This is a genomic window from Marinobacter sp. NSM, from assembly GCF_052380025.1.
Classification (GTDB): domain Bacteria; phylum Pseudomonadota; class Gammaproteobacteria; order Pseudomonadales; family Oleiphilaceae; genus Marinobacter.
Window position 1 is genome coordinate 794496 of record NZ_JBQTCK010000001.1, and the last position, 19842, is coordinate 814337.

General features: G+C 57.4%; 18 protein-coding genes and 1 tRNA gene. 10 read left to right on the top strand and 9 right to left on the bottom strand.

The features are described 5' to 3' along the window. Positions 1–458 precede the first annotated feature (458 nt). From ACTZWX_RS03730 to ACTZWX_RS03740, 3 genes are read right to left on the bottom strand one after another with little or no spacing between them, the layout of a single operon-like run. Positions 459–893: a PaaI family thioesterase gene (locus ACTZWX_RS03730; RefSeq protein WP_058090563.1), complete on the bottom strand. Its 435-nt coding sequence runs from the start codon at positions 891–893 to the stop codon at positions 459–461. Continuing rightward, a complete protein-coding gene (locus ACTZWX_RS03735) occupies positions 890–1360 on the bottom strand; it encodes a PaaI family thioesterase (protein WP_072677116.1) in 471 nt (156 codons plus the stop codon). The genes ACTZWX_RS03730 and ACTZWX_RS03735 overlap by 4 nt, the downstream gene beginning before the upstream one ends. Positions 1361–1378: 18 nt before the next feature. Next, positions 1379–2119, bottom strand: a complete 741-nt coding sequence (locus ACTZWX_RS03740) for a DUF599 domain-containing protein (RefSeq protein WP_342630580.1) — start codon at positions 2117–2119, stop codon at positions 1379–1381. 229 nt (positions 2120–2348) lie between these two features. Here ACTZWX_RS03740 and ACTZWX_RS03745 point away from each other — a divergent pair, with 229 nt between their 5' ends. From ACTZWX_RS03745 to ACTZWX_RS03760, 4 genes are all read left to right on the top strand, one after another. Further along, positions 2349–3584 (top strand): M48 family metalloprotease, encoded by a 1236-nt coding sequence (locus ACTZWX_RS03745; protein WP_444712850.1) that lies wholly within the window; start codon positions 2349–2351, stop codon positions 3582–3584. Positions 3585–3745: 161 nt separating this feature from the next. Then, positions 3746–4291 (top strand): hypothetical protein, encoded by a 546-nt coding sequence (locus tag ACTZWX_RS03750; protein ID WP_058090560.1) that lies wholly within the window; start codon positions 3746–3748, stop codon positions 4289–4291. Further along, positions 4291–5478 (top strand): iron-containing alcohol dehydrogenase, encoded by a 1188-nt coding sequence (locus ACTZWX_RS03755; protein ID WP_444712788.1) that lies wholly within the window; start codon positions 4291–4293, stop codon positions 5476–5478. The genes ACTZWX_RS03750 and ACTZWX_RS03755 overlap by 1 nt, the downstream gene beginning before the upstream one ends. A gap of 173 nt (positions 5479–5651) precedes the next feature. Further along, positions 5652–6431 carry a substrate-binding periplasmic protein gene (locus tag ACTZWX_RS03760; RefSeq protein WP_444712789.1) on the top strand — a complete coding sequence of 260 codons (780 nt, stop codon included), beginning with the start codon at positions 5652–5654 and terminating at the stop codon, positions 6429–6431. A 4-nt stretch (positions 6432–6435) separates the two neighbouring features. Here ACTZWX_RS03760 and ACTZWX_RS03765 read toward each other — a convergent pair whose 3' ends face one another. Both ACTZWX_RS03765 and ACTZWX_RS03770 read right to left on the bottom strand, forming a co-directional pair. After that, positions 6436–8922, bottom strand: coding sequence for an ABC transporter permease (locus tag ACTZWX_RS03765; RefSeq protein WP_444712790.1), 2487 nt, complete (start codon positions 8920–8922; stop codon positions 6436–6438). After that, on the bottom strand, positions 8922–9641 hold the full coding sequence (locus tag ACTZWX_RS03770) for an ABC transporter ATP-binding protein (protein ID WP_444712851.1): 720 nt from the start codon (positions 9639–9641) through the stop codon (positions 8922–8924). The genes ACTZWX_RS03765 and ACTZWX_RS03770 overlap by 1 nt, the downstream gene beginning before the upstream one ends. A 69-nt stretch (positions 9642–9710) precedes the next feature. On the opposite strand from ACTZWX_RS03770, the gene ACTZWX_RS03775 reads away from it, so the two are divergent. Next, entirely contained in the window at positions 9711–10370 is a 660-nt protein-coding gene (locus ACTZWX_RS03775) for an arylesterase (RefSeq protein ID WP_444712791.1), read from the top strand. Here ACTZWX_RS03775 and ACTZWX_RS03780 read toward each other — a convergent pair. Beyond that, positions 10313–11287, bottom strand: a complete 975-nt coding sequence (locus tag ACTZWX_RS03780; protein ID WP_444712792.1) for a YheT family hydrolase — start codon at positions 11285–11287, stop codon at positions 10313–10315. The two genes, ACTZWX_RS03775 and ACTZWX_RS03780, sit on opposite strands and share 58 nt — an antisense overlap. A 72-nt stretch (positions 11288–11359) precedes the next feature. Between ACTZWX_RS03780 and ACTZWX_RS03785 the strand changes: the two genes are divergently transcribed. Then, positions 11360–11435, top strand: a tRNA-Asn gene (locus ACTZWX_RS03785). Between the two features lie 52 nt (positions 11436–11487). Here the strand turns inward: ACTZWX_RS03785 and ACTZWX_RS03790 are convergent. Beyond that, a complete protein-coding gene (locus tag ACTZWX_RS03790; protein ID WP_444712793.1) occupies positions 11488–12777 on the bottom strand; it encodes a M18 family aminopeptidase in 1290 nt (429 codons plus the stop codon). A 115-nt stretch (positions 12778–12892) separates the two neighbouring features. Here ACTZWX_RS03790 and ACTZWX_RS03795 point away from each other — a divergent pair, with 115 nt between their 5' ends. Continuing rightward, positions 12893–13378: a hypothetical protein gene (locus tag ACTZWX_RS03795; protein ID WP_444712794.1), complete on the top strand. Its 486-nt coding sequence runs from the start codon at positions 12893–12895 to the stop codon at positions 13376–13378. 105 nt (positions 13379–13483) lie between these two features. Beyond that, on the top strand, positions 13484–14089 hold the full coding sequence (locus ACTZWX_RS03800) for an outer membrane beta-barrel protein (protein ID WP_444712795.1): 606 nt from the start codon (positions 13484–13486) through the stop codon (positions 14087–14089). Between the two features lie 252 nt (positions 14090–14341). Here the strand turns inward: ACTZWX_RS03800 and rlmKL are convergent, their stop codons facing one another. Continuing rightward, positions 14342–16525, bottom strand: coding sequence for a bifunctional 23S rRNA (guanine(2069)-N(7))-methyltransferase RlmK/23S rRNA (guanine(2445)-N(2))-methyltransferase RlmL (rlmKL, locus tag ACTZWX_RS03805; protein WP_444712852.1), 2184 nt, complete (start codon positions 16523–16525; stop codon positions 14342–14344). 322 nt (positions 16526–16847) lie between these two features. On the opposite strand from rlmKL, the gene rmf reads away from it, so the two are divergent. Next, positions 16848–17060: a ribosome modulation factor gene (gene rmf, locus ACTZWX_RS03810; RefSeq protein WP_058090550.1), complete on the top strand. Its 213-nt coding sequence runs from the start codon at positions 16848–16850 to the stop codon at positions 17058–17060. A 178-nt stretch (positions 17061–17238) separates the two neighbouring features. On the opposite strand, the gene ACTZWX_RS03815 is transcribed toward rmf, so the two are convergent. Continuing rightward, the gene (locus tag ACTZWX_RS03815; RefSeq protein ID WP_444712796.1) at positions 17239–18267 is read right to left on the bottom strand and encodes a quinone-dependent dihydroorotate dehydrogenase; all 1029 of its coding nucleotides are present in this window, start codon (positions 18265–18267) and stop codon (positions 17239–17241) included. A gap of 403 nt (positions 18268–18670) precedes the next feature. On the opposite strand from ACTZWX_RS03815, the gene ACTZWX_RS03820 reads away from it, so the two are divergent. Then, a complete protein-coding gene (locus ACTZWX_RS03820; RefSeq protein ID WP_444712797.1) occupies positions 18671–19834 on the top strand; it encodes a cation diffusion facilitator family transporter in 1164 nt (387 codons plus the stop codon). Positions 19835–19842: the final 8 nt, after the last annotated feature.

A 19842-nucleotide genomic window follows, 5' to 3' on the forward strand; every position in this document is an offset into this window, starting at 1 on the left:
GTGTTTTTCTCCTGCTCGGGTTTTAACTTTTGTGGAGCGGCCCGGGCCGGTAGGTTCTTCCAAAACACGCTGTGAATACGTCCATGTACGCTCTGCTCCGCCATCCATGGCTCCGCAAGGTTTTGGAAGAACCTACCGGCCCAGCCCACCCGACGTTTGAGTTAGGCCAGTTCAAGCACGATGTCTGGGCGAGCGGGTGGAGATGGCTTTCCGGAACCGTGCGGAGCCATGGGTGAAGAGCGAAAGCTCTTCACGGGCTGGCCATGGACGGCCAGCCCAGGACCCGCAGTGCGCCGCAGGAGCAATAAGCCCTGCGGGGCGGAGCCCGAGCCGCACAGGGACGTCTCGAGGCGTGTTTCGAAAAGCCATCCCCACCCGCTTGCCTGCACCAATGCTGAAATTTCTTGAACCAGAGATGGGGGGTCGACCGGGGCATTTCAACCCCAGTCAGAACCAATTCAGTCTTCGAGGAGAAAGTGTGCCCGGGCCGTAGCGATGGGCTGGGAACGGGACTTTTGCCAGGCGGAGATCATCACATTGGCAACCCGGTTGCCCTGGCGGGTCAGGCGGCATTCGGCGTAGGTTTCGCGGTTAAGGCCGGCACGCAGGTAATCCAGGGAAAAGTCGACGATTCTCGGCATCCGCAGTGTGTCCTGGGACATGATCAGGTAAATGGCTGCCGACATTTCCATGAAGCCACCAATCACCCCACCGTGAATCGCCGGCAAAATCGGATTGCCCAGGTTCTCTTCCTTTTTTGGCAACCGGAAAATCAGGTCGTCTCCGAAGCGGTCGCATTGCAAGCCAATCCAGGTGGCGTAAGGAATGCTCTCCAGCATGCGGGAGAAGTCGCCGGTTTGTTGGGTGTATTTGAGGATTTCCGGGTCGGTCATTCCTCGCCTCCGGTGATCAGGTCTCGGTAGGATTTCGGGGTGGCTTCTTTGCCGATTCTCATGAACGTGCCAACACAGTTGGCAATCGTCTCACCGCCCTCCTGATAGGCCTCGCAGCGGGTGAAGATGATGTTTTTGGTGATCTTGTAGGTCTCGGCCCGGGCGTAGACAGGTTTGTGGGGTTCGGCCGGGCGCATGTAGTCCACCCGCAAATCCAGGGTCGGGCAAAGTTCGAAGTCTTCCAGGGCACAGATCATGACTGACCCGGAGGCGGTGTCCATAAGGGTCGTAATGGCACCACCGTGGATGACGCCGGTGTCCGGGTTACCAATGATCTTGTCGCTGTACGGCAGTTCCATGACCAGATAACCCTCGCCCGCTTCCTTTGCACTCAGGCCCAGTTCACAGGCCTGGTTGAGGGTGTTCACAAACCGGTTAACCCGGTTAATTCGGGTTTCATCGTTCATTCAGGGATGTCCTGCAATTCAGCTTTTCGGGGTGGTTTCTGCAGCCTGCTTACCGGGCACGGGTTCTTCGAACACTTTCCCGGCACGCAGGGCAGCCAACGCATCAGACTGGAATTCCCGACGGTAGAGTACGACAACCACCAGGGTAGAAGCCGCTATAAACACCATGGGATGGATAAACCAGGCCACCACGGCCAGGGCGTAATAATAGGACCGCAACCCGAGGTTAAACGCGTCCCCTGCCAGGTTGCAGATGTTGCCGGCACTGCGGGCAAAGGCCTCCCGGGCGGCGGGGCTGGTTTTGGTGTCGTCCGGTAGGGGCGCGCTGCCTATCATCACCGCCACAAAGTTGTACATGCGCATGGACCAGGTGAACTTGAAGAAGGCATACACAAACACCACCAGCAACACTACCAACCGCAGCTCCCAGATTTCCCGGGTCGGTACGGCGCTGAAAGGCATGGTGGCGAACACTTCCATGGCTTCACGGGTGTAGCCGAGTGCAGTGATGATACCAGCCAGTATCAGCAGGCAGCTGGATGCGAAGAAGGCGCCATTGCGCTCGAGGTTACCAACCACGGAAGCGTCCGATATCCGGTTCTCCCGCTTGAGCATTACCCGCATCCAGTCTTCACGATACATATCCAGCGTGTTCGAGAGGCAGGCGCGAGTGCTTGCCCGATTTCGGGAATACCAGGTGTAGCCTACCCAGCACACCAGAAACCAGAACAAAGCGATGAGTTCCAGGTAATAGCCCATGCGTGGTTATCTATCCGTTGTAACGTATATGGCAGAGAAGATGCGTGTCAATGATACGCGAAGGTGCATGAACCGGCCACAACCCGGGTGGTCTGACACTAAAACACCGGTCGTACTGTGCTATATAATGAATCACTCAAATCAACAATTGCGCGTCCACGGAATCGGGCGCCCAAAGGAGTCGGATGTGAACCCCGGACAAATTCTGAGACTGACGTTACTCTCGTTTATGTTCCTTGCCATTGCAGGCTGTGCCGTAAACCCGGTCACCGGCAAAAAGCAGCTGTCTTTGATTCCTGAAAGCCAGGAATTGGCGCTCGGGGCCGAGCACTACACCCCAACCCAGCAAACCCAAGGTGGGCAGTTTTATCTGGACCCGGAATTGACAGTCTATGTTCGCGAAGTCGGCATGAAGCTGGCCCGGGTTAGTGATCGCCCCGATTTGCCGTACGAGTTTGTGGTACTCAATAGCAGCGTACCCAATGCCTGGGCCTTGCCTGGTGGCAAGATCGCCATCAACCGGGGCCTGCTGGTCAAGTTTGAGGACGAAGCTCAGTTAGCCGCTGTGATGGGGCATGAGATTGTCCACGCTGCGGCGCGGCACAGCGTGCAACGCATGCAACAGGGCATGCTGATCAGCGCTGGCGTAGCCGGCCTTGGTTTTGCGTTGTCTGATAACGAATGGGCCGGGCTGATCATGGGCGGCGCGGCCGTGGGCGCCCAGCTGGCCCTGGCACAGTACAGCCAGGGTGATGAACTGGAATCCGACCACTACGGCATTCGTTACATGAAAGCCGCCGGTTACGACCCTCAGGCAGCGGTTGAGCTGCAAGAGCTGTTTCTGGAATTATCCCAGGGCCGGCAGAGCAGTTGGCTGGACGGCATGTTCGCCACCCACCCGCCTTCAGCCAGGCGGGTTCGGGAGAACCAGGCCCTGGCCTCAGAGCTGGGAACCGGTGGCTTCCGGGGCCGCGACATTTACCAACGGCGCATTGCCCTGCTGAAAGAACTCCAGCCCGCCTATGACGCCCACGACAAAGCCATGGAACTGGCATCCAACGGCGATATTAACGCGGCCCTTGATTCCATCAACAAGGCAATCGAGCAGGAACCGCGCGAGGCCATGTTCTTCGCCCTCAGAGGGCGTATCTATAAAGAGCAGAAGCAGATGGAGAAAGCCCAGGCGGATTTCGACAAGGCGGTGTCGCTGTACCCTGAGATGTTCCAGTACCAGCTCTACAACGGCCTGAACTCACTGGCCATGAATAATCTGGACAAAGCCCGTGGACACCTTGAGAGGGCCAATCAGGTGGTGCCCACCTCCATTGCCTATCTGCGGCTTGGCGATATTGCCAGCCGTCAGAACCGTCGGAATGACGCCATTGGGCATTACTCGAAAGCCGCCGAAGCCGGTGGCGATGTGGGTGAGGAAGCCAAAAGGAAACTAGCCGACCTATCCCAATAGCAAACACCTGGCGGGGATAAAAACCGGGGGCTTAACGCTCCCGGTTTTTTTATGGCTAAAGCATTTGCCACGCTGACGCAAAAAAGCCGTCACAGATTGCATTGACATTTAGAGCAATAACTCTAAAAATCAGTCAAACAAACAACAATCGGATGGCGATCATGCTCGTAAAGCGACTTCAACCGATGATTTCCCACGCAAGGCGGTCCTATGTGGAACTGATGTTCCAGGTGATGGGCCGGGCCCTGCAGGCGATCAGCGAAGTAGACGAACAAACCCGAAACGAAACTCGCGCCCTGCCCGAAGGATTTCTGTTCGAGATGCAGGTGATGCCCAATGGCCCCAAGCTGATCGTTGAGCACACCGGAGATGGCAAACTGCATTTCCACGGCGACAGTGCTCCCCGGCCGGTGGACCTTTCCATTCAGTTCAAGCATATGGCCCATGCATTCCTGGTACTGTCCTTCCAGGAAAAGACCTCGGTGGCCTTTGCCAACGACCGCATGCTGGTAGATGGTGATGTCAGTTACGCCGTGCGTATGACCCGTGTGCTCAACCGCCTGGAGTCATTCATCCTACCCAAGCTGGTCGCGCAGCGAGCGGTCAAGGAATACCCGGCCAACCTGCATCTGCCTGAAAAACTGATCAGCGGAGCCCGCATCTACCTGAAAGTCGCCACCAACTTTGTCGAGACAGTGAGAGCATAATGACCAACAAATACTACGAGTTCTTCTGCCCGGTAAAAGTGATTGCCGGCAAAGCCGCCCTGGAACACATTCCGTTTGAATTGACCGGCCTGGCAGCCAAGCGCCCGATGATTGTTACCGATAAGGGTGTTCGGGCGGCAGGCCTGCTTGACCCTGTGATTGCCGCTTGCGAAGAAAGCGGACTGGAAATCGTCTCTATTTATGACGACGTACCCCCGGATTCATCCACAACGGTGGTTCGCGATATCGCCACGGTTTACCGCAAGGAAAAGTGCGATTCCATTATTGCCGTGGGCGGCGGTTCCGCCATTGATACCGGCAAAGCCGTCAACATTCTGGTCTCCGAAGGTGGCGATGACATCGCCAAGTACAGTGGCGCAGGTATTCTGAAGCATCCCCTGAAGCCCTTCTTCGTGGTACCAACCACAGCCGGAACGGGCTCTGAAGTCACATCCGTTGCCGTGATTACTGATGAGAAAAAAGGCGTGAAGCTGCCGTTCACCTCATCGTTCCTGTTGCCGAATGCGGCGATCATCGACCCACGGATGACGCTGACCCTGCCTCCCCATATCACCGCCGCAACCGCCATGGATGCCATGACTCACGCGGTCGAAGCGTTTACCTGCATGGCCAAGAATCCGCTGAGCGATGCCTATGCCACGGCTGCCATCAAAAAGGTGAGCCAGTCACTTACGGCGGTGATGGACAACCCCAAAGACGAGAACGGGCGGCTTGAACTGGCCCAGGCCTCTACCATGGCCGGCATTGCCTTCTCCAACTCCATGGTTGGGCTGGTACACTCCCTGGGCCACGCAACCGGCGCGATCTGCCACCTGCCCCATGGCCTGTGCATGAGCCTTTACCTGCCGTATGTTCTTGAATTCAATATTGAAAGCATCCGTGAACCCTTGGGCGAGCTGCTGCTCTATCTGGAAGGCCCGGAAGTTTACTCAGCAACCCCGGCGGCGCGCCGCGCCGAAGCCAGCATCTCCGCCATCCGTAAACTCAGGGATGCGCTGCACAAGCGTTGTGAGCTGCCCCGCACTCTGAAGGAAACCGGAAAGGTGCTGGAGAGCCAGTTGGAGGCCATTGCCGAGATGGCACTGGACGATGGCTCCATCATGTTCAACCCGCGGGAAGTTACCCAAGAAGACGCCCTTGCCGTGCTTCGGCGGGCCTGGGCCTGATCACAGATGTCACGTGGCTAACCCATTGGTCGATGGGTTAGCCTAAAGTCAGATTCACAATGATTGATTTATAGGAGGAAGGCGTTACCATTTAGCGACGTTCTGGCAGGGAGTTGGCCGGGTAAGTTTGACCGATGTACCGCAGTGGCCTGCAACAACCTGAGTTTCTTTTAATGAACGATCTTTTGTCCAGAGCATCGCTTTTATCACGCCGTAGCCTTGCCATCCTGACGGCGAGCCTGTGCCTGTCCATGGCGGCACACAGTGGCGAAGACCAATCCGGGACCTTCCGTTTCAACATATCCCCCAACGGCTATCCCCCATACCTGATTGTGGATGGTGAGAAGCCCTCCGGCATCATGTGGGACGTGGTCGCGCTGATCGTGCCGCGCCTCGGTTACGATCTTGAGTTCATGAAAATTCCAAGAAAGCGAGTCGACCAGATGCTGGCCGACGGTTTTCTGGACGGCACCCCCCGTGCCATCGAATGGACGGAGAAGCCCGAGCAGTATCTGTTCACCAACCCGGTTGTCCACGTAGAGGAAGTGTTCTTCTTCGCAAACGGCGCCGAATTTGAGTACAACCACCCGAGCGACCTGTTCGGAAAAACCGTGGTTACTCACCTGGGCTACATGTACCCTGCCCTTGATTCCTACTTCGAAAGTGAACAGATTCGGCGTTTTGACGTCTCCCGTGACCGGGATATGTTCCGGTTTCTGCTGCACGGTGAGCGGTTTGACACGGCACTGGCCGATCGCCTTGTCGGCAAGTGGATTATTAAAACCGAGGGTGTGTCGGAACAAATCAGCAGCTCAGAGACGGCCATCAGCCAATACGGTTTTCGGATTATGGTGCGCCCGGAATGGACCGAGTTCACAGAAGCTTTCAACGAAGAGCTGGACAAGATTCGCGAGAACGGCGAGCTACAGGCCATTCTCGCGAACTATCGCTGATAGTTTATTCCAGCCGCCGCAACAGCAGCATGGGTGACACACTGAGAACCGGGCGCAACTGCCAACGCCCGAACAACGCAAGCAGCACCGCACTGATGAAAGGAATGGGCAGCATCACCTGCCAGTGCCAGCGGAAATTGCCCTCAAACATCCGGAGCTGTAGCGCATAGACCGCAGCCTCTGCCGCAAGAACCCCCATGATACCCGCCACAAAGCCCAGCAAGGCAAACTCCAGCATGGTACTGCGGGCAAGCAACGACTGCTGACCGCCCAGGGTGCGAAGCAAAGCGCCCTCCCGCTGACGATCCCGCAGTGTGGCGCTGACCACCGCCGCCATCACCACCAGAGCCGCCGCCAGGATCAACGCTAGAATGGCTTCGATGGCTTGAGTAACCTGGTGCACAATCTGCCGGATACGCTCGATGATATGATCGATTTCCAGTACCGAGACGGTCGGGAACTGGCGTGAAAACTCGTTCAGCGCCACTTTGTTACCCTCATCCAGATGGAAACTGGTAATCCAGGTGCCAGGCATATCCGTCAGCCCGCCGCCCGGCGGGAAGGCCATATAGAAGTTGGGTTTCATGCTGTCCCATTGCACCGTACGAATGCTGGTGACCGGTTCTGTGACTGTTTCCGAACCGATGGTGAAGGTCAGGCGATCCCCCATGACCAGCCCCATACGTTCTGCCAGCTCTGCCTCAACCGACACACCGATGATGTCGCCGGGGGCAAACCACTCGCCGGCGACAATCTCATTATCTTCAGGCAGCTCCGCCATCCAGGTCAGGTTCAGCTCACGGTTCAGGGCACCAATGCGTTCATCCTTGCTCACGGCCTCAAGAACCGGCTGATCATTCAGTTCCGTCAAACGCCCGCGCACCATGGGATAGATTGTATCCAATGGTGCGTCACGCTCTGCCCAGAAGGCTTCCACATCGTCCACGGCATCCGGTGCAATGTTAATCAGAAAGTGATTAGGGGCATTATCCGGTAACTGGGCCTGCCAGTCGTCGAGCAAAGAGGTGCGCACCAGAATCAGCGTGGCCGCCAGCATGAGTGTCATGGCAAACACCGCCATTTGCGCCATGCTGGCCTGCCGATGCCGGTAAAGACCTACCAGGGCCAGGCGCCAGGCGTTGCCGCCACCCCGTACACGGCGCAGAATCGCCACCATCAGGCCACCAACCAGCGCCAAAACGGCCAACAGGAGTGCCAGGCCGCCCAACAAGGCAAACACCAGTGCAACCTCGCCAGCGTATAGCCAGACCAAACCAAACACGGCCAGAATCGCAATCGCAATATCGGGGATCGCGTCTCGTCCACTTTCCCCGGGCTGCGCCCGCAAAACCCGCATGGCAGCCACGTTACGCAACCGGCGAATAGGTGGATAGGCAAACGCAAACAGGGAAACCAGGGCCGTGAGCAAAGCCGGCAGCAGGGCCGAAGGCGCCAGATGGAAATCGACCGGCTGCTCCAGCACGTCACTCAACAGGCGAACCAGAATCCAGAACAGCGGCAGCGCCACCAGAAGACCACCAATCACCCCGGCGATACCCCACAGCGCCAACCGGCGCAGGTAAAGGCCGCCAATTCCCCGGCTAGACAGCCCGAGGGTCTTAAGAAGTGCCACGGTATCCCTCTGAGACAAGGCGTACTGACGGCTGGCAACCGCCACCGCCACTGCCGCCAGCAGAACCGCCAGGCTGCCACCGAGCAACAGGAAACGTTCAGCACGCTCCAGGGACCGGGAGAAGGTTTCGCCATCGCGTACGCTTTCCCATTCATGGCTTGGTTCCAGGCGCGGCTCCAGCCATTGATAGTAATCGTCAAGCAGGTTGTCCGGGCCGGCGAACAAGTACACGTACTCGGCACGGCTGCCTTCCTGTATCACGCCGGTGCCGGGCACATCGTCCACATGAATCATCACACGGGGTGCCAGGGAAGAGAGCCGGAAGCCGCCATCTGGCTCCCGTATCAGCAGGCTGGTGATCTCAAGTTCAAGATTGCCCACCTCGAGCGTTTCACCAATCTCCAGCTCCAGCAATCGCAGCAACCTTGGGTTTACCCAGATCTCGCCCCTCCCGGGGCCGGCGGCCACGGTTTGGCGAGCAGCATCCGCACCTGGCTGAATTTCGATCTCGCCACGTAACGGGTATTCGTCACTGACAGCCTTGACCGACACCAGCTGGAACCCGCCCTCCCCAAAGACCATGGTGGAGAATTCAATCAGCTGGCCGGTTTCCAGGCCCCGATCACGGGCTTCGTTAATCCATTCACCCGGCACTGGCCGGCCATTTTCCGCCTCAAGCTGACGGTCCGCCGCCAGAAAGGAGCTGGCCGAAGACACCAGGGTTCGCTGCAACTGGTTGGCGAACAGGGCAATGGTGGCGACGGTGGCCACGGCAATCACCAGGGCCACCAGCACAACCCGTACATCACGTTCGCGCCAGTCCCGGCGCACCGACATCAGTTTTTTTGCAGCCGCCATCAGTCAGCCAACTCCCGGGCCGCTTCCGGCTCTGTCAGCACACCGGCTTCAATGTGAAGTTGCCGGCCACACCGGGCTGCCAGGTGTTCATCGTGGGTGACCATGACCAATGTGGTGCCCTGCTCCCGGTTCAGATCCATCAGCAGATCCGACACCGCCTGGCCCGTGCGGTTATCCAGATTGCCGGTGGGCTCATCGGCAAACAGGATCACCGGGTCTGAAGCAAAGGCCCGGGCAATGGCGACCCGCTGCTGCTCACCACCAGACAATTGCCGTGGCGTGTGGCTCAGGCGCTCGCCCAACCCTACACGCTCCAGCAGCTCTTTGGCCCGCGTCTCCGGCGATTCCATCCCCGCCAGTTCAAGGGGCAGCATTACGTTCTCCAGCGCGCTCAGCGCCGGCAAAAGCTGGAATGACTGGAACACGAAGCCAACCCGGCTTGCCCGGAGCTGGGCGCGCTGGTCTTCCGTCAGGCTGCTGATTTCAGCACCGTCCAGCTCTACTTTCCCTTCGGTCGGGGTGTCCAGCCCGGCAAGCAATCCGAGCAAGGTGGTTTTTCCGGAACCGGAGCGGCCAACAATGGCTACGGACTCTCCCCGATTGATTTCCAGACTGACCCCCTGCAAGATCGTCAACGTATCAGTTTCCAGGCTCACCCGGTGGGTAAGATCGGTCACCCGTAACATGGGGTTTGTGGCGGCTAGCTTGGGGTCCGTCATCTGGTTCACGGTGGCTCCGTTGTCTGGTGCTGTGTTTTATTGAATCTGTAAAGGGTATACGAATTTACTATGGATACGGTATCGGCGTTGGTCAGATCATTTGCCCTCTCAGCACTGATGTTGCTGTCGCTCTCCGCCCTGGCCAGCCAGAACACACTGCTGGTAGTCGGCGACAGCCTCAGTGCCGCCTATGGCGTGCCATCCGAAACCGCCTGGGTTCAACTGCTGAGGGACAGGCTTGATGAACAGGGCCTGAACTGGAACGTTGTGAACGCCAGCATCAGCGGCGAAACGACCGATGGCGGCCTTCGGCGGCTGCCTGACCTGCTTCAGAAAAACCAGCCAGACGTCGTGATCATTGAGCTTGGCGGGAACGACGGCCTGCGCGGCTTCCCGCCCGATGTGATCGAATCCAACCTGGCCGACATGATCGAGCAGGTGCGGGATATCGGCGCCATCCCGGTGCTGGTGGGCATGCAGATTCCACCCAACTACGGCCAGCGTTACACCCGCATGTTTGCGGACATCTTCCCGAACCTGTCTGACCGCTACGACACCCCCCTGGTTCCCTTCTTTCTTGAGGGCATCTACAACGCCGATGGGTTAATGCAGGAAGACGGCATTCACCCCACCGAAGCCGCCCAGCCGGTGCTGCTGGACAACGTATGGCCTCAGCTGGAGCCGTTAATTCTGGACAGGAACCCCAGCGCCCTGCGCTCAGACCAGTAATAACCATCACGGGCGTGTTCAACAAACCCCACATGCCCTCCCCACTTTGGCGCTTCGACGGTAACATGGGCGCCAAGGATATTACGGCCTTCCGGGAAACACCGGGCTGACAGGAAAGGATCGTCCACCGCATTGACCATCAACGCCGGTACCCGTATGTCCTTCAACCGGTACAGTGCCGAGCAGCTGGCCCAGTAATCCTGGGCATCCCGGAAGCCATGCAAGGGCGCGGTATAGCGGTTATCAAATTCGTGGAAGTTGCGGATGCTCTCGAACCCGGCCACGTCAATCAGTTCAGGAAACCGATGGGCCTTTTCCTCCATTTTTACGTGCAGATCTTTCAGAAAGCGCTGCATATAGATTTTGCGACTGGGCAAGGCCAGCATATCGGCACTGCCTGCCAGGTCTGCCGGTACCGAGTAGGCAACGGCACCACTGATGCGGCTGTCAACACGTTCGCCCTGCTGGCCAAGGTAGAGCAGGGTGAGGTTGCCGCCCATGCTGAAGCCAGACAGGAACAGGTTTGTATATTTACCTTCCAGTGCGTGGGAGACCACCGTATGCAGGTCTTCCGTGGCGCCGCTGTGATAGAACCGAGGTTGGCGGTTCATCACTCCGCCGCAGGAGCGGAAGTTCCAGGCCAGCACATCCCAGCCATCCGCCATCAACGCCCGCGCCAACCCGAGCACGTAGGGGCGCCGACTGTGGCCTTCCAGACCATGGGACACAATGGCCAGGCGATCACTGCCCTGACGGTACCAATCCAGGTGAAGTTCGTCGTTATCCGGTGTGGCCAGAACGGCGGTTTCCGGCTCGGGCATGGCGACATTTCGAAACAGCGTCGGCCACACAGACTGAATGTGCCCGTTACGTAACCAGACCGGTGGGCGGTAGCCCGATTGACGGAGCTTGTGCAAATTTTGACCTTTCTTTTCAGGGGGTTGACGAACCAAGTTAAAGAACTTAATATGCCCGCCACTTAACGCTGTTCCCCGATAGCTCAGTTGGTAGAGCAACGGACTGTTAATCCGTTTGTCCCTGGTTCGAGCCCAGGTCGGGGAGCCACTTATTCCGAATAAGCCGCTGATTCCACATCAGCGGCTTTTTCATTTCTGCTTCAGAAAACCTCTTCCCGCTGCATGAATTCCTTCAGGGCCTGGTACAGGGTATAGCCATCCTGGCTCCCGATCATTTCCCGGATCGAATGCATGGCGAACTGCGGCACACCGATATCCAGCGTGGTCACGCCCAGATTACCGGCCGTCAGCGGTCCGATGGTGCTGCCACAACCCATATCACTGCGCACCACAAAGGTCTGATGCGGCAAGCCAAGCTCGTCGCTGATATGACGATACAGCGCAGCCGACCGGCTATTGGTGGCGTAGCGTTGGTTGTGGTTGACCTTGATCACCGGTCCCTGGTTCAGGATCGGGCCATGGTTTTCATCGTGCTTGTCCATGAAGTTGGGGTGCACGCCATGGGCGTTATCCGCGGAAATCATCATGGAACGGGCAATCGCCCTACCCTTGCCAGCGCCACACCAGCGCTCCAGAACGGCTGCCAGGAACGGCCCCTGGGCACCTTCCGCCGACATGCTGCCCACTTCTTCGTGGTCATTGCACACCAGCAAGGCGGCTTCATCTCCAGAGGTATGCAACAGTGACTGCAAACCGATATAACAGCTCAACAGGTTATCGAGCCGGGCAGAAGCCAGAAATTCTTCACGCAGACCCACGAAGGACGCGCCCTGAGCATCATAGAAGCTCAACTCGTATCCAAGCACCTTGCGGACCTTCAAGCCAGACTCGCGAGCAATTTCCTCACGCAGCAAATCAGCAAAGGCAGTTGTATCTGTCTCCGGCACCTGCATGATCACCGGCGGCAGGTCTGTCTGGGCATTCACCGAGCGATTGCTGTTGGCTTCCCGGTCCAGGTGAATGGCCAGGCTGGGGATAATTGCCACTGGCTTTCGGAAGTCCACCAGGGTGTCCCGCACTTTACCGGCCTCGTCCAGAACGGTGACGCGGCCAGCCAGCGACAGATCCCGGTCAAACCACGGGTTCAGCAACACCCCGCCGTACACTTCCACGCCCAGCTGGAAAAAGCCCTTGCGGCGAATCTCGGGGTTTGGCTTTACCTTCAGGCAGGGGCTGTCGGTGTGGGCACCGACCATCCGGATGCCGGAGGTAACCACATCGTTCTTGCCGGTGCGGAAGGCGACAATGGACGAGCCATTACGAATCGCGTAATACCCCTGCCCTTGCTCCAGCGCCCACTCTTCCCGCTCGTCCAACTGCTGGAAACCGGCAGCTTCAAGCCGGGATTTCATTGTGCTTACTGCATGCCACGGCGTTGGTGAGGCATTCAGAAATTCAATCAAGTCATTATTAAATTTAGTGTGTTCCATGATCTTCCTGATTGCATGATAATGGCCGCTACAGTATGGCACGAAGCCGGCCCCGCTCCTACCGGGCTGCCGGTTAGTCCCTATACGCACCCACTGATCAACACTGGAGCCCACTGTGTCGATACCCCGTTTCCTGGACATCGAATACTGTCAGACTGACGACGCCCTGTTTCCCGTCGCCATGGCCTGGTCGCTGGCCGATGGCCAGATGAAAACCGTGGTCATTGCCCCGGAAGAAGCTTGGCTACCAGACGACGGCGATTTGGGCGACTTTGACCTGCTGTACCTGGAAGAACAGGGGGTACCTTTGCTGGAACTGGTCCAGGAACTTCATCAGGACTTACCGGACCAGACCGTATACGTGGACGGCATGGACCCGGATGAAATTCTGATCGACCTGATTTTCAGTGCCGTCAGCCAGGACGCACCCTTCGAGATAGCCCCGATTTCCGAACTGATTGCCGGCCTGAACAGCGACACCCTCGAAGACCGCCGCCGCCAATTGATGTTTGATGAAGGGCTGGAACCACAGCTCCCGGAGAACGGCGTGTACGCCCTGCTCCTGCTCGCCCAGGAACATGGCCTTCTGGCTGACCTGTAAGCCAGAAGGCTGACACGGGGAAGTGTGACCGGTGTCTGCGTAACAAAGCGTTACACAAGGCAGAATCTGGCGTCAGCACCGTTACTGACAGGAAGCCGGATAATAATGAACAAGGTCGCACTTCGTTTCCTCAGCTCCAGCCTGATGGCCCTGAGCCTCGCCCCTTTGGCGACACAGGCTCAGGACTCCCCTCGCTCCGACAAGCACTACGTTGGCCTTCTGGTGACCGCACTGGAGCACCGCTCTATTGGCGACCGCACAAAGGAAGATGCCTGGGGACAAGCCGGCACGCTGGTTATTGGCGGCCACCTGAACGACCTGATTCACGCGGAGATCCGCCTGGGTGGCGGGTTCAATGATGCCGATGTCTCCGGTGGCGACCTGACCCTCGCCGTCGATTACTTCGCCAGCTGGTACATGGGCCTGCACTACCCGATCACCGATTATGCCAACGTGTATGCCCAGGCGGGCTTCACCCACGTAAAAGGCGAGGCGACCCTGCCCAACCGCGAGGAAGGCTACAACGCCCAGTTCCGGGACATCGAAGGCGATTACCCGGACAGCAGTTTCAGCATCAGCTGGCTGGCCGGAGTGGATTTCGAAGTATTGAGTAATACGTTCCTGGTGTTTGAGGGTGGGCGGCTGTTCAAAGACACTGGCAGTAGTGCCAATACGTTTCAGTTTTCCACGGGTCTGCGTTACGAGTTTTGAGTGTGCTGCTTTCTTCGGTGCCGGTTAAGAGGGCCGGATATCCTTTCCTGGAAACGCTACGAGCCCCCGCAAGCGGGTCCAGCCAGCAATCTTAGATTGCTGTCGTTCGGCGGCGCATGAAGCTTCGCTTCATAAACACTTGCCTCACCCATGTGCGCTTCGCTCCGGCCATCCATGGCCTCCGAGATTCCAGGAAAGGATATCCGGCCCTCTTAACGCATACTTGAGTGCAGGCCGCTGTTAAACCGACCTTTAATCGGTGAGCTTGTGCTGAATATGCCAGCAGCGGTGAATCTTCTGGTTGCGTTGGAAATCTTTGTCCAAAGTGCTTGCCGTTACCTCTTTGACCTCAAACTCTGCTTCAAGATCTTCGTCCAGTTTGAACTTCCGGAAGTTGTTGGAGAAGATCAACAGACCATCGCTGGATAACCGTTCCATACACTTGCGCACCATGGTGCCATGGTCCCGCTGGATATCCAGAACGCCAGCCATTCTCGCTGAGTTGGAGAACGTGGGCGGGTCCATGAAGATCAGGTCGAAGGTCTGGTTAGCGGTTTTGCGATCTGCCAGCCAGGACAGGCAATCTGCCTGCTCGACCACATGCTTGCGCAGGTCGACGCCGTTCAGTGAGAGGTTGTCCTGGGCCCAGCTCACGTAGGTTTTCGACATATCCAGGCTCAGGGACCGGCTGGCGCCGCCAACGGCAGCGTGTACGGTGGCTGCACCGGTATAACAGAACAGGTTCAGGAAGCGTTTTCCTCTGGCGTGTTGCTGTATCCAGTGGCGCACAGGGCGGTGGTCCAGGAACAGGCCGGTGTCCAGGTAGTCCTTCAGGTTCACTTTCAGCACGCAACCGTGTTCGCGAACGTTGAAGTACTCACCACTGGCCGCCTGTTTTTCGTACTGCCGGGTGCCGCTTTGGCGTTGGCGCTGCTTGCACACCATGTTTTCCGGCTTGGTTTCCAGCACTTCGGCAATCACCGCCAGCGCCTCGGCCCAGCGTTCGCGGGCAGCTTTGTCGTCAATAGACTTTGGAGCGGCGTATTCCTGAACATGCACCCTGCCCTCGTAGAGATCGATGGCCAGGGCGTATTCGGGCATATCGGCGTCGTACAGGCGGTAGCAATCAATCCCCTGCTTACGCGCCCACTGGCCGATGGTTTTGAGGTTCTTCTTCAGCCGGTTACGCAGCATGGCCGCACGTTCCGGATTGGCGATGCGGGGCATCACGCCCCCTGCGGCGTCCGGGTCACGGGGTACCCGGGCGTTGTCCGGGTGCACCTCAAACAGCAACAGCTGGGCAGGCAGCTTGCCATTGAACAGGTTGTACTGCTTGAAACTGCGCAAGCCAACGGATTTGCCAAACTCCGGCGCACCGGTGAACAGCCCCAGCCGCCAGCCAGAGAGCTCCCTGAGCACCACTTCACCCAGCTTTTGATACAGGCCCGCCAGCTCTTTGCGCTCGCTCAGGCGCTCACCGTAAGGCGGGTTGGTCAGAACCAGACCTTGTTCAGCCCAGGCAGGATCACGCTGGAACTGAGAGATTGAGCGCACATCCACCTGCACAATGCCATCGAGACCCGCCCGCTGGATGTTCTTTCTGGCGGTATCAATCACCCGGCCATCCTGGTCGAAACCTGCAAACACCGGTATCCGGCGCTGTTTGCCTTCGTGGGCCCGGCGTTCGGCTTCCTGACGGAGCCCCATCCACAGTTCAGGCTGGTGTCCTGGCCATTTATCAAAACCGAAGCGCTCCTGCTTGCGACCGGGGGCAATGTCCAGAGCCATCAGTGCCGCTTCAATCACCAGCGTGCCGGAACCGCACATGGGATCAACAAAGTCCCCGCCGGCAGCGGCAATGTCAGGCCAGCCTGCTCTGAGCAACAGGGCTGCAGCCAGGTTCTCTTTCAAGGGGGCCAGCCCCTGCTCGGTGCGGTAGCCTCGCATGTGCAGGCTGTGACCACTCAAGTCCAGGCCAACAGACAGGCGCCCCCGGTTGAGCCGGGCGGAAATGGTGACGTCCGGATCTTTCTGCGCCACGGATGGGCGAGGTGAGCCGGCGCCACGGATACTGTCCACAATGCCATCTTTGACTTTCTGGGCGCCAAACTGGGTATTGCGAATGGCTTCGTTCTGCCCCAGGAACGTGACTCGAAAGCTGCCACCTGCAGGCACATGGGCTTGCCAGTCCAGGCCAACCACCCCCTCATAAAGTTCATCGGCACTGCGCGCATCCACTTCAGCGATGTGCAGGATGACCCGGTTGGCCAGCCGGGACCACAAACAGGCGCGATATCCGGCTTCCAGCTCCCCTTCTACCCAGATGCCTGCCGGCGCGTTGCGCACTTGAGCCAGGCCAAAGCTTTCCAGCTCATCGGCCAGGAGATACTCAACACCTTTGGGACAGGTTACGAAAAAGACATGCTTGGACAAAATCAACTCCTGGTTTTCTGGATAGAGCCGGTAAGCCGCCGGAATAGCAGCGAAACCCGAATTCGGGCCGTCATCGTTATTTCATAAACCTATAAGAAAAGCTTCATATAGATGAAATAAATAGTGTACATCCGCTCAAGGTTCGTCTTACCTTGTAGTTGACGCGTCGTTCCGGAAGCCAACATAACCGTGCTTCCGTTAACAGGATCCTGACTGCTCTGGCCGGAACTGGCAATAGTGGGTTATCCCGGATGGGTGCCTTCTTTACCATGGCCACAGCAGATGTGTACACGCTTGTTCTGTTAATCCATCAGTGAGGAACGGCATGAAAAGACAGAAGAGAGACATGTACGCTCGTGCATTCAAGCGGGGTTATCTCGCTGGCGTGTCCGGCAAATCCAAAGACAGCTGCCCGTTAGATCAAGCAGAAGTGCGCCAGGAATGGCTGAACGGGTGGCGAGAAGGCCGCACAGATAACTGGGAGGGCATGACCGGCGTCTCCGGCATCCACAAGCTTGCCAACGTAACCGCAACGTGACCGCGGTGTTGGCATACCCCGTTTAACTCGATCTCTTTTTTAGTTACAGCTACACCACAATCTGACGCAGTAACCAGAGCAACCAAAACGGGGCCTCCCGCCCCGTACCATGCGAAGAAGCGCTACGGGGTTCGTTCCCCGCAAGGGCCCGCTCAGCGGGCCCACCTTCTTTCTGGGCTCACTGCTTTTTCTGTTCTTTCCTGATCGCTTCTACTGCTTCATTAATCAAGGCTGGCCCTTTGTAAATAAAGCCTGTGTAGATTTGCACCAGCTTGGCCCCTGCCCGGACTTTCTCTGCCGCACTCTCGCCGTCAGTGATACCGCCAACGCCAATAATAGGGATTCTCTCCCCCAACTCGGCGTACAACCCCTGAATAACCCGTAAAGACGCCTCGCGCACCGGTGCACCACTCAAACCGCCAGCTTCCTGCTCGTGCTTGTGTCCTTGCACCGCTTCCCGGCTAATGGTGGTGTTTGTGGCGATTACACCATCCAGGCCTGCCTCGAGTAATGCCCCGGCGACAAAGCGAATGCCTGCATCATCCATATCCGGGGCAATCTTCACGGCCGCCGGTACATAGCGACCAATATTTTTCTCGCAGATCGCCTGTTCGTCTTTGATCGCATGCAGTAGCTGCTTCAGCGAGTCGCCGAACTGCAGATCACGCAGCCCCGGGGTATTCGGCGAGGACACGTTTACCGTGATGTAGTCGGCATGGGCGTAAACGGCGGAGATACCTTTGCGATAGTCCTGCTCGGACTGCTCATTCGGCGTGTCTTTGTTCTTGCCCACATTAATGCCCAGGACACCGCGATAACGGCGATTCTCCACATTGCTCACCAGATGGCCGAGACCTTCATTGTTGAAGCCCATACGGTTGATGATGGACTGGTGTTCAGGCAAGCGGAACATGCGAGGCTTGGGGTTGCCCGGCTGCGCCAAGGGTGTGACAGTCCCCACTTCTATAAATCCGAAACCCAGGGCTCCAAGGGCATCCAGATGATCAGCATTCTTGTCCAGGCCAGCGGCCAGGCCTACCGGGTTTGGGAATTTCAGCCCCATCACGTTAACCGGGCACGGCTCTGGGTGCTTCGAAGCAACATTTAGAATACCAGTTTTGTAGGCCAGATCCAGGCCACTGAGGGCGACATTATGGGCCTGCTCCGGGGGCAGCCGGAAAAGTAAATTACGTAGAATGCTGTACATCTTGGAGCTCCTTGCCGAGGGGTGGCCGGAGTATACCGGAAGTTTTCCACACCATCCTCCCGAACCTTCAATAAAACGTAAAAGCCCATGCCTCAGCGGTTGGCGAGGCTTTTCCACGGAATCTGTGGATAACTCTGTTGAAAATGCCGGGGCAAGCGTCTCGACCCCTTGATAACTGCGCCAGCCTACAAATTGATTATTTTTTAACCAGTTAAATTTTAACTAAAAATCAATAACTTAAAAAGACAAAATAACCATTTGACGACTTTAGTTACAAAGTGGTAGCGGGTAACGACTTTGTCATCATGTGCATAAATCGACCTGCGTTTCCCGATTAATTCTCCCCAAATTTTCCATTCCTGCCGCTATACTGGCTACCAACAGAATTATCGGAGCCTGAGCCATGGATCAGCCCCCAAAGGCCCATCTACGGACTGACAAGGACTTGCGACAGGAAAAACACGCCGCCTCCCGGGTCACCATCATTGGCATGGTCCTGGATGCGGTCCTTGGTGTGATAAAAATTATTGGCGGCACTCTTTTTCATTCCCATGCTCTGGTGGTGGATGGCATCCACTCGTTTACCGACGTTGTTTCAGACTGGGTTGTTCTTGCAGTGATGCGACTGTCACGTAAAGGTCCGGATGATGACCACCCCTACGGACATCAACGCATCGAAACGCTCGGCACACTTTTGCTGGGGAGCATACTGATTGCAGTGGGTGCTGCCCTTGCCTGGGAAAATATTCTGCGCCTGGTCTCCGGAAAGGATCTCGCGGTACCGGGCTGGCCGGTTCTGGTTGCTGCGGGAATATCGGTCGCCTCCAAGGAATGGATCTACCGTTATACGCGCCATGTGGGCATGAAAATTCGATCCGACCTACTGATCGCAAACGCCTGGCACAGCCGGACAGACGCGTTTTCATCGGTCGTTGTTCTGGTTTCCACTGTCGGTGCAATGGTCGGATATGTTTGGCTGGATACCCTTGCCGCTGTGGTTATCTCCGGCATCATTATTCATATTGGCTGGAAATTCACCTGGGACAGCGTTAAGGAACTCGTCGATACCGGACTGTCTGCGGAGGATACCCGGGTGTTGCGTGCCATTGCCATGGACACAGACGGCGTGCGCAATGTTCACGAGCTACGCAGCCGGCGTATGGGTCACGACATACTACTGGATGTCCATCTGGTTGTTCGGCCTGAGATAAGCGTTTCTGAGGGACACCAGATCGGCATGAAGGTGGTTTCCGGCATGAGGGATGCCATCGATAATATCCGGGACATCAACTTTCATATCGATGCCGAGAACGACGAACACACACCGCATCAGACCGACCCGCATTTACCCAGCCGCGAGGATATCCGCCACCTGCTGTCGCAGCCGCTCGGTGAGCTGCCGCCGCACAGCCGGCTGAGACTGAATTACCTCAAAAACCGGGTTCATATCGAAGTCTTCCTGGACGAACAGCATCCGGCACCCGCGTTGACCACCGAAAGCGTCCGGGAGGTTCTGTCACCCTATCCCTGGTTTGGTTCAGTCCGGGTTTGGGTGTCCGCTAGCTGATCAAGCGC

What these genes read in the sequence shown, in the direction of transcription:
- ACTZWX_RS03730 (WP_058090563.1), bottom strand. Translation starts at nt 893, where the DNA reads ATGACCGACCCGGAAATCCTCAAATACACCCAACAAACCGGCGACTTC.
- ACTZWX_RS03735 (WP_072677116.1), bottom strand. Translation starts at nt 1,360, where the DNA reads ATGAACGATGAAACCCGAATTAACCGGGTTAACCGGTTTGTGAACACC.
- ACTZWX_RS03740 (WP_342630580.1), bottom strand. Translation starts at nt 2,119, where the DNA reads ATGGGCTATTACCTGGAACTCATCGCTTTGTTCTGGTTTCTGGTGTGC.
- ACTZWX_RS03745 (WP_444712850.1), top strand. Translation starts at nt 2,349, where the DNA reads ATGTTCCTTGCCATTGCAGGCTGTGCCGTAAACCCGGTCACCGGCAAA.
- ACTZWX_RS03750 (WP_058090560.1), top strand. Translation starts at nt 3,746, where the DNA reads ATGCTCGTAAAGCGACTTCAACCGATGATTTCCCACGCAAGGCGGTCC.
- ACTZWX_RS03755 (WP_444712788.1), top strand. Translation starts at nt 4,291, where the DNA reads ATGACCAACAAATACTACGAGTTCTTCTGCCCGGTAAAAGTGATTGCC.
- ACTZWX_RS03760 (WP_444712789.1), top strand. Translation starts at nt 5,652, where the DNA reads ATGAACGATCTTTTGTCCAGAGCATCGCTTTTATCACGCCGTAGCCTT.
- ACTZWX_RS03765 (WP_444712790.1), bottom strand. Translation starts at nt 8,922, where the DNA reads ATGGCGGCTGCAAAAAAACTGATGTCGGTGCGCCGGGACTGGCGCGAA.
- ACTZWX_RS03770 (WP_444712851.1), bottom strand. Translation starts at nt 9,641, where the DNA reads ATGACGGACCCCAAGCTAGCCGCCACAAACCCCATGTTACGGGTGACC.
- ACTZWX_RS03775 (WP_444712791.1), top strand. Translation starts at nt 9,711, where the DNA reads ATGGATACGGTATCGGCGTTGGTCAGATCATTTGCCCTCTCAGCACTG.
- ACTZWX_RS03790 (WP_444712793.1), bottom strand. Translation starts at nt 12,777, where the DNA reads ATGGAACACACTAAATTTAATAATGACTTGATTGAATTTCTGAATGCC.
- ACTZWX_RS03800 (WP_444712795.1), top strand. Translation starts at nt 13,484, where the DNA reads ATGAACAAGGTCGCACTTCGTTTCCTCAGCTCCAGCCTGATGGCCCTG.
- rmf (WP_058090550.1), top strand. Translation starts at nt 16,848, where the DNA reads ATGAAAAGACAGAAGAGAGACATGTACGCTCGTGCATTCAAGCGGGGT.
- ACTZWX_RS03815 (WP_444712796.1), bottom strand. Translation starts at nt 18,267, where the DNA reads ATGTACAGCATTCTACGTAATTTACTTTTCCGGCTGCCCCCGGAGCAG.
- ACTZWX_RS03820 (WP_444712797.1), top strand. Translation starts at nt 18,671, where the DNA reads ATGGATCAGCCCCCAAAGGCCCATCTACGGACTGACAAGGACTTGCGA.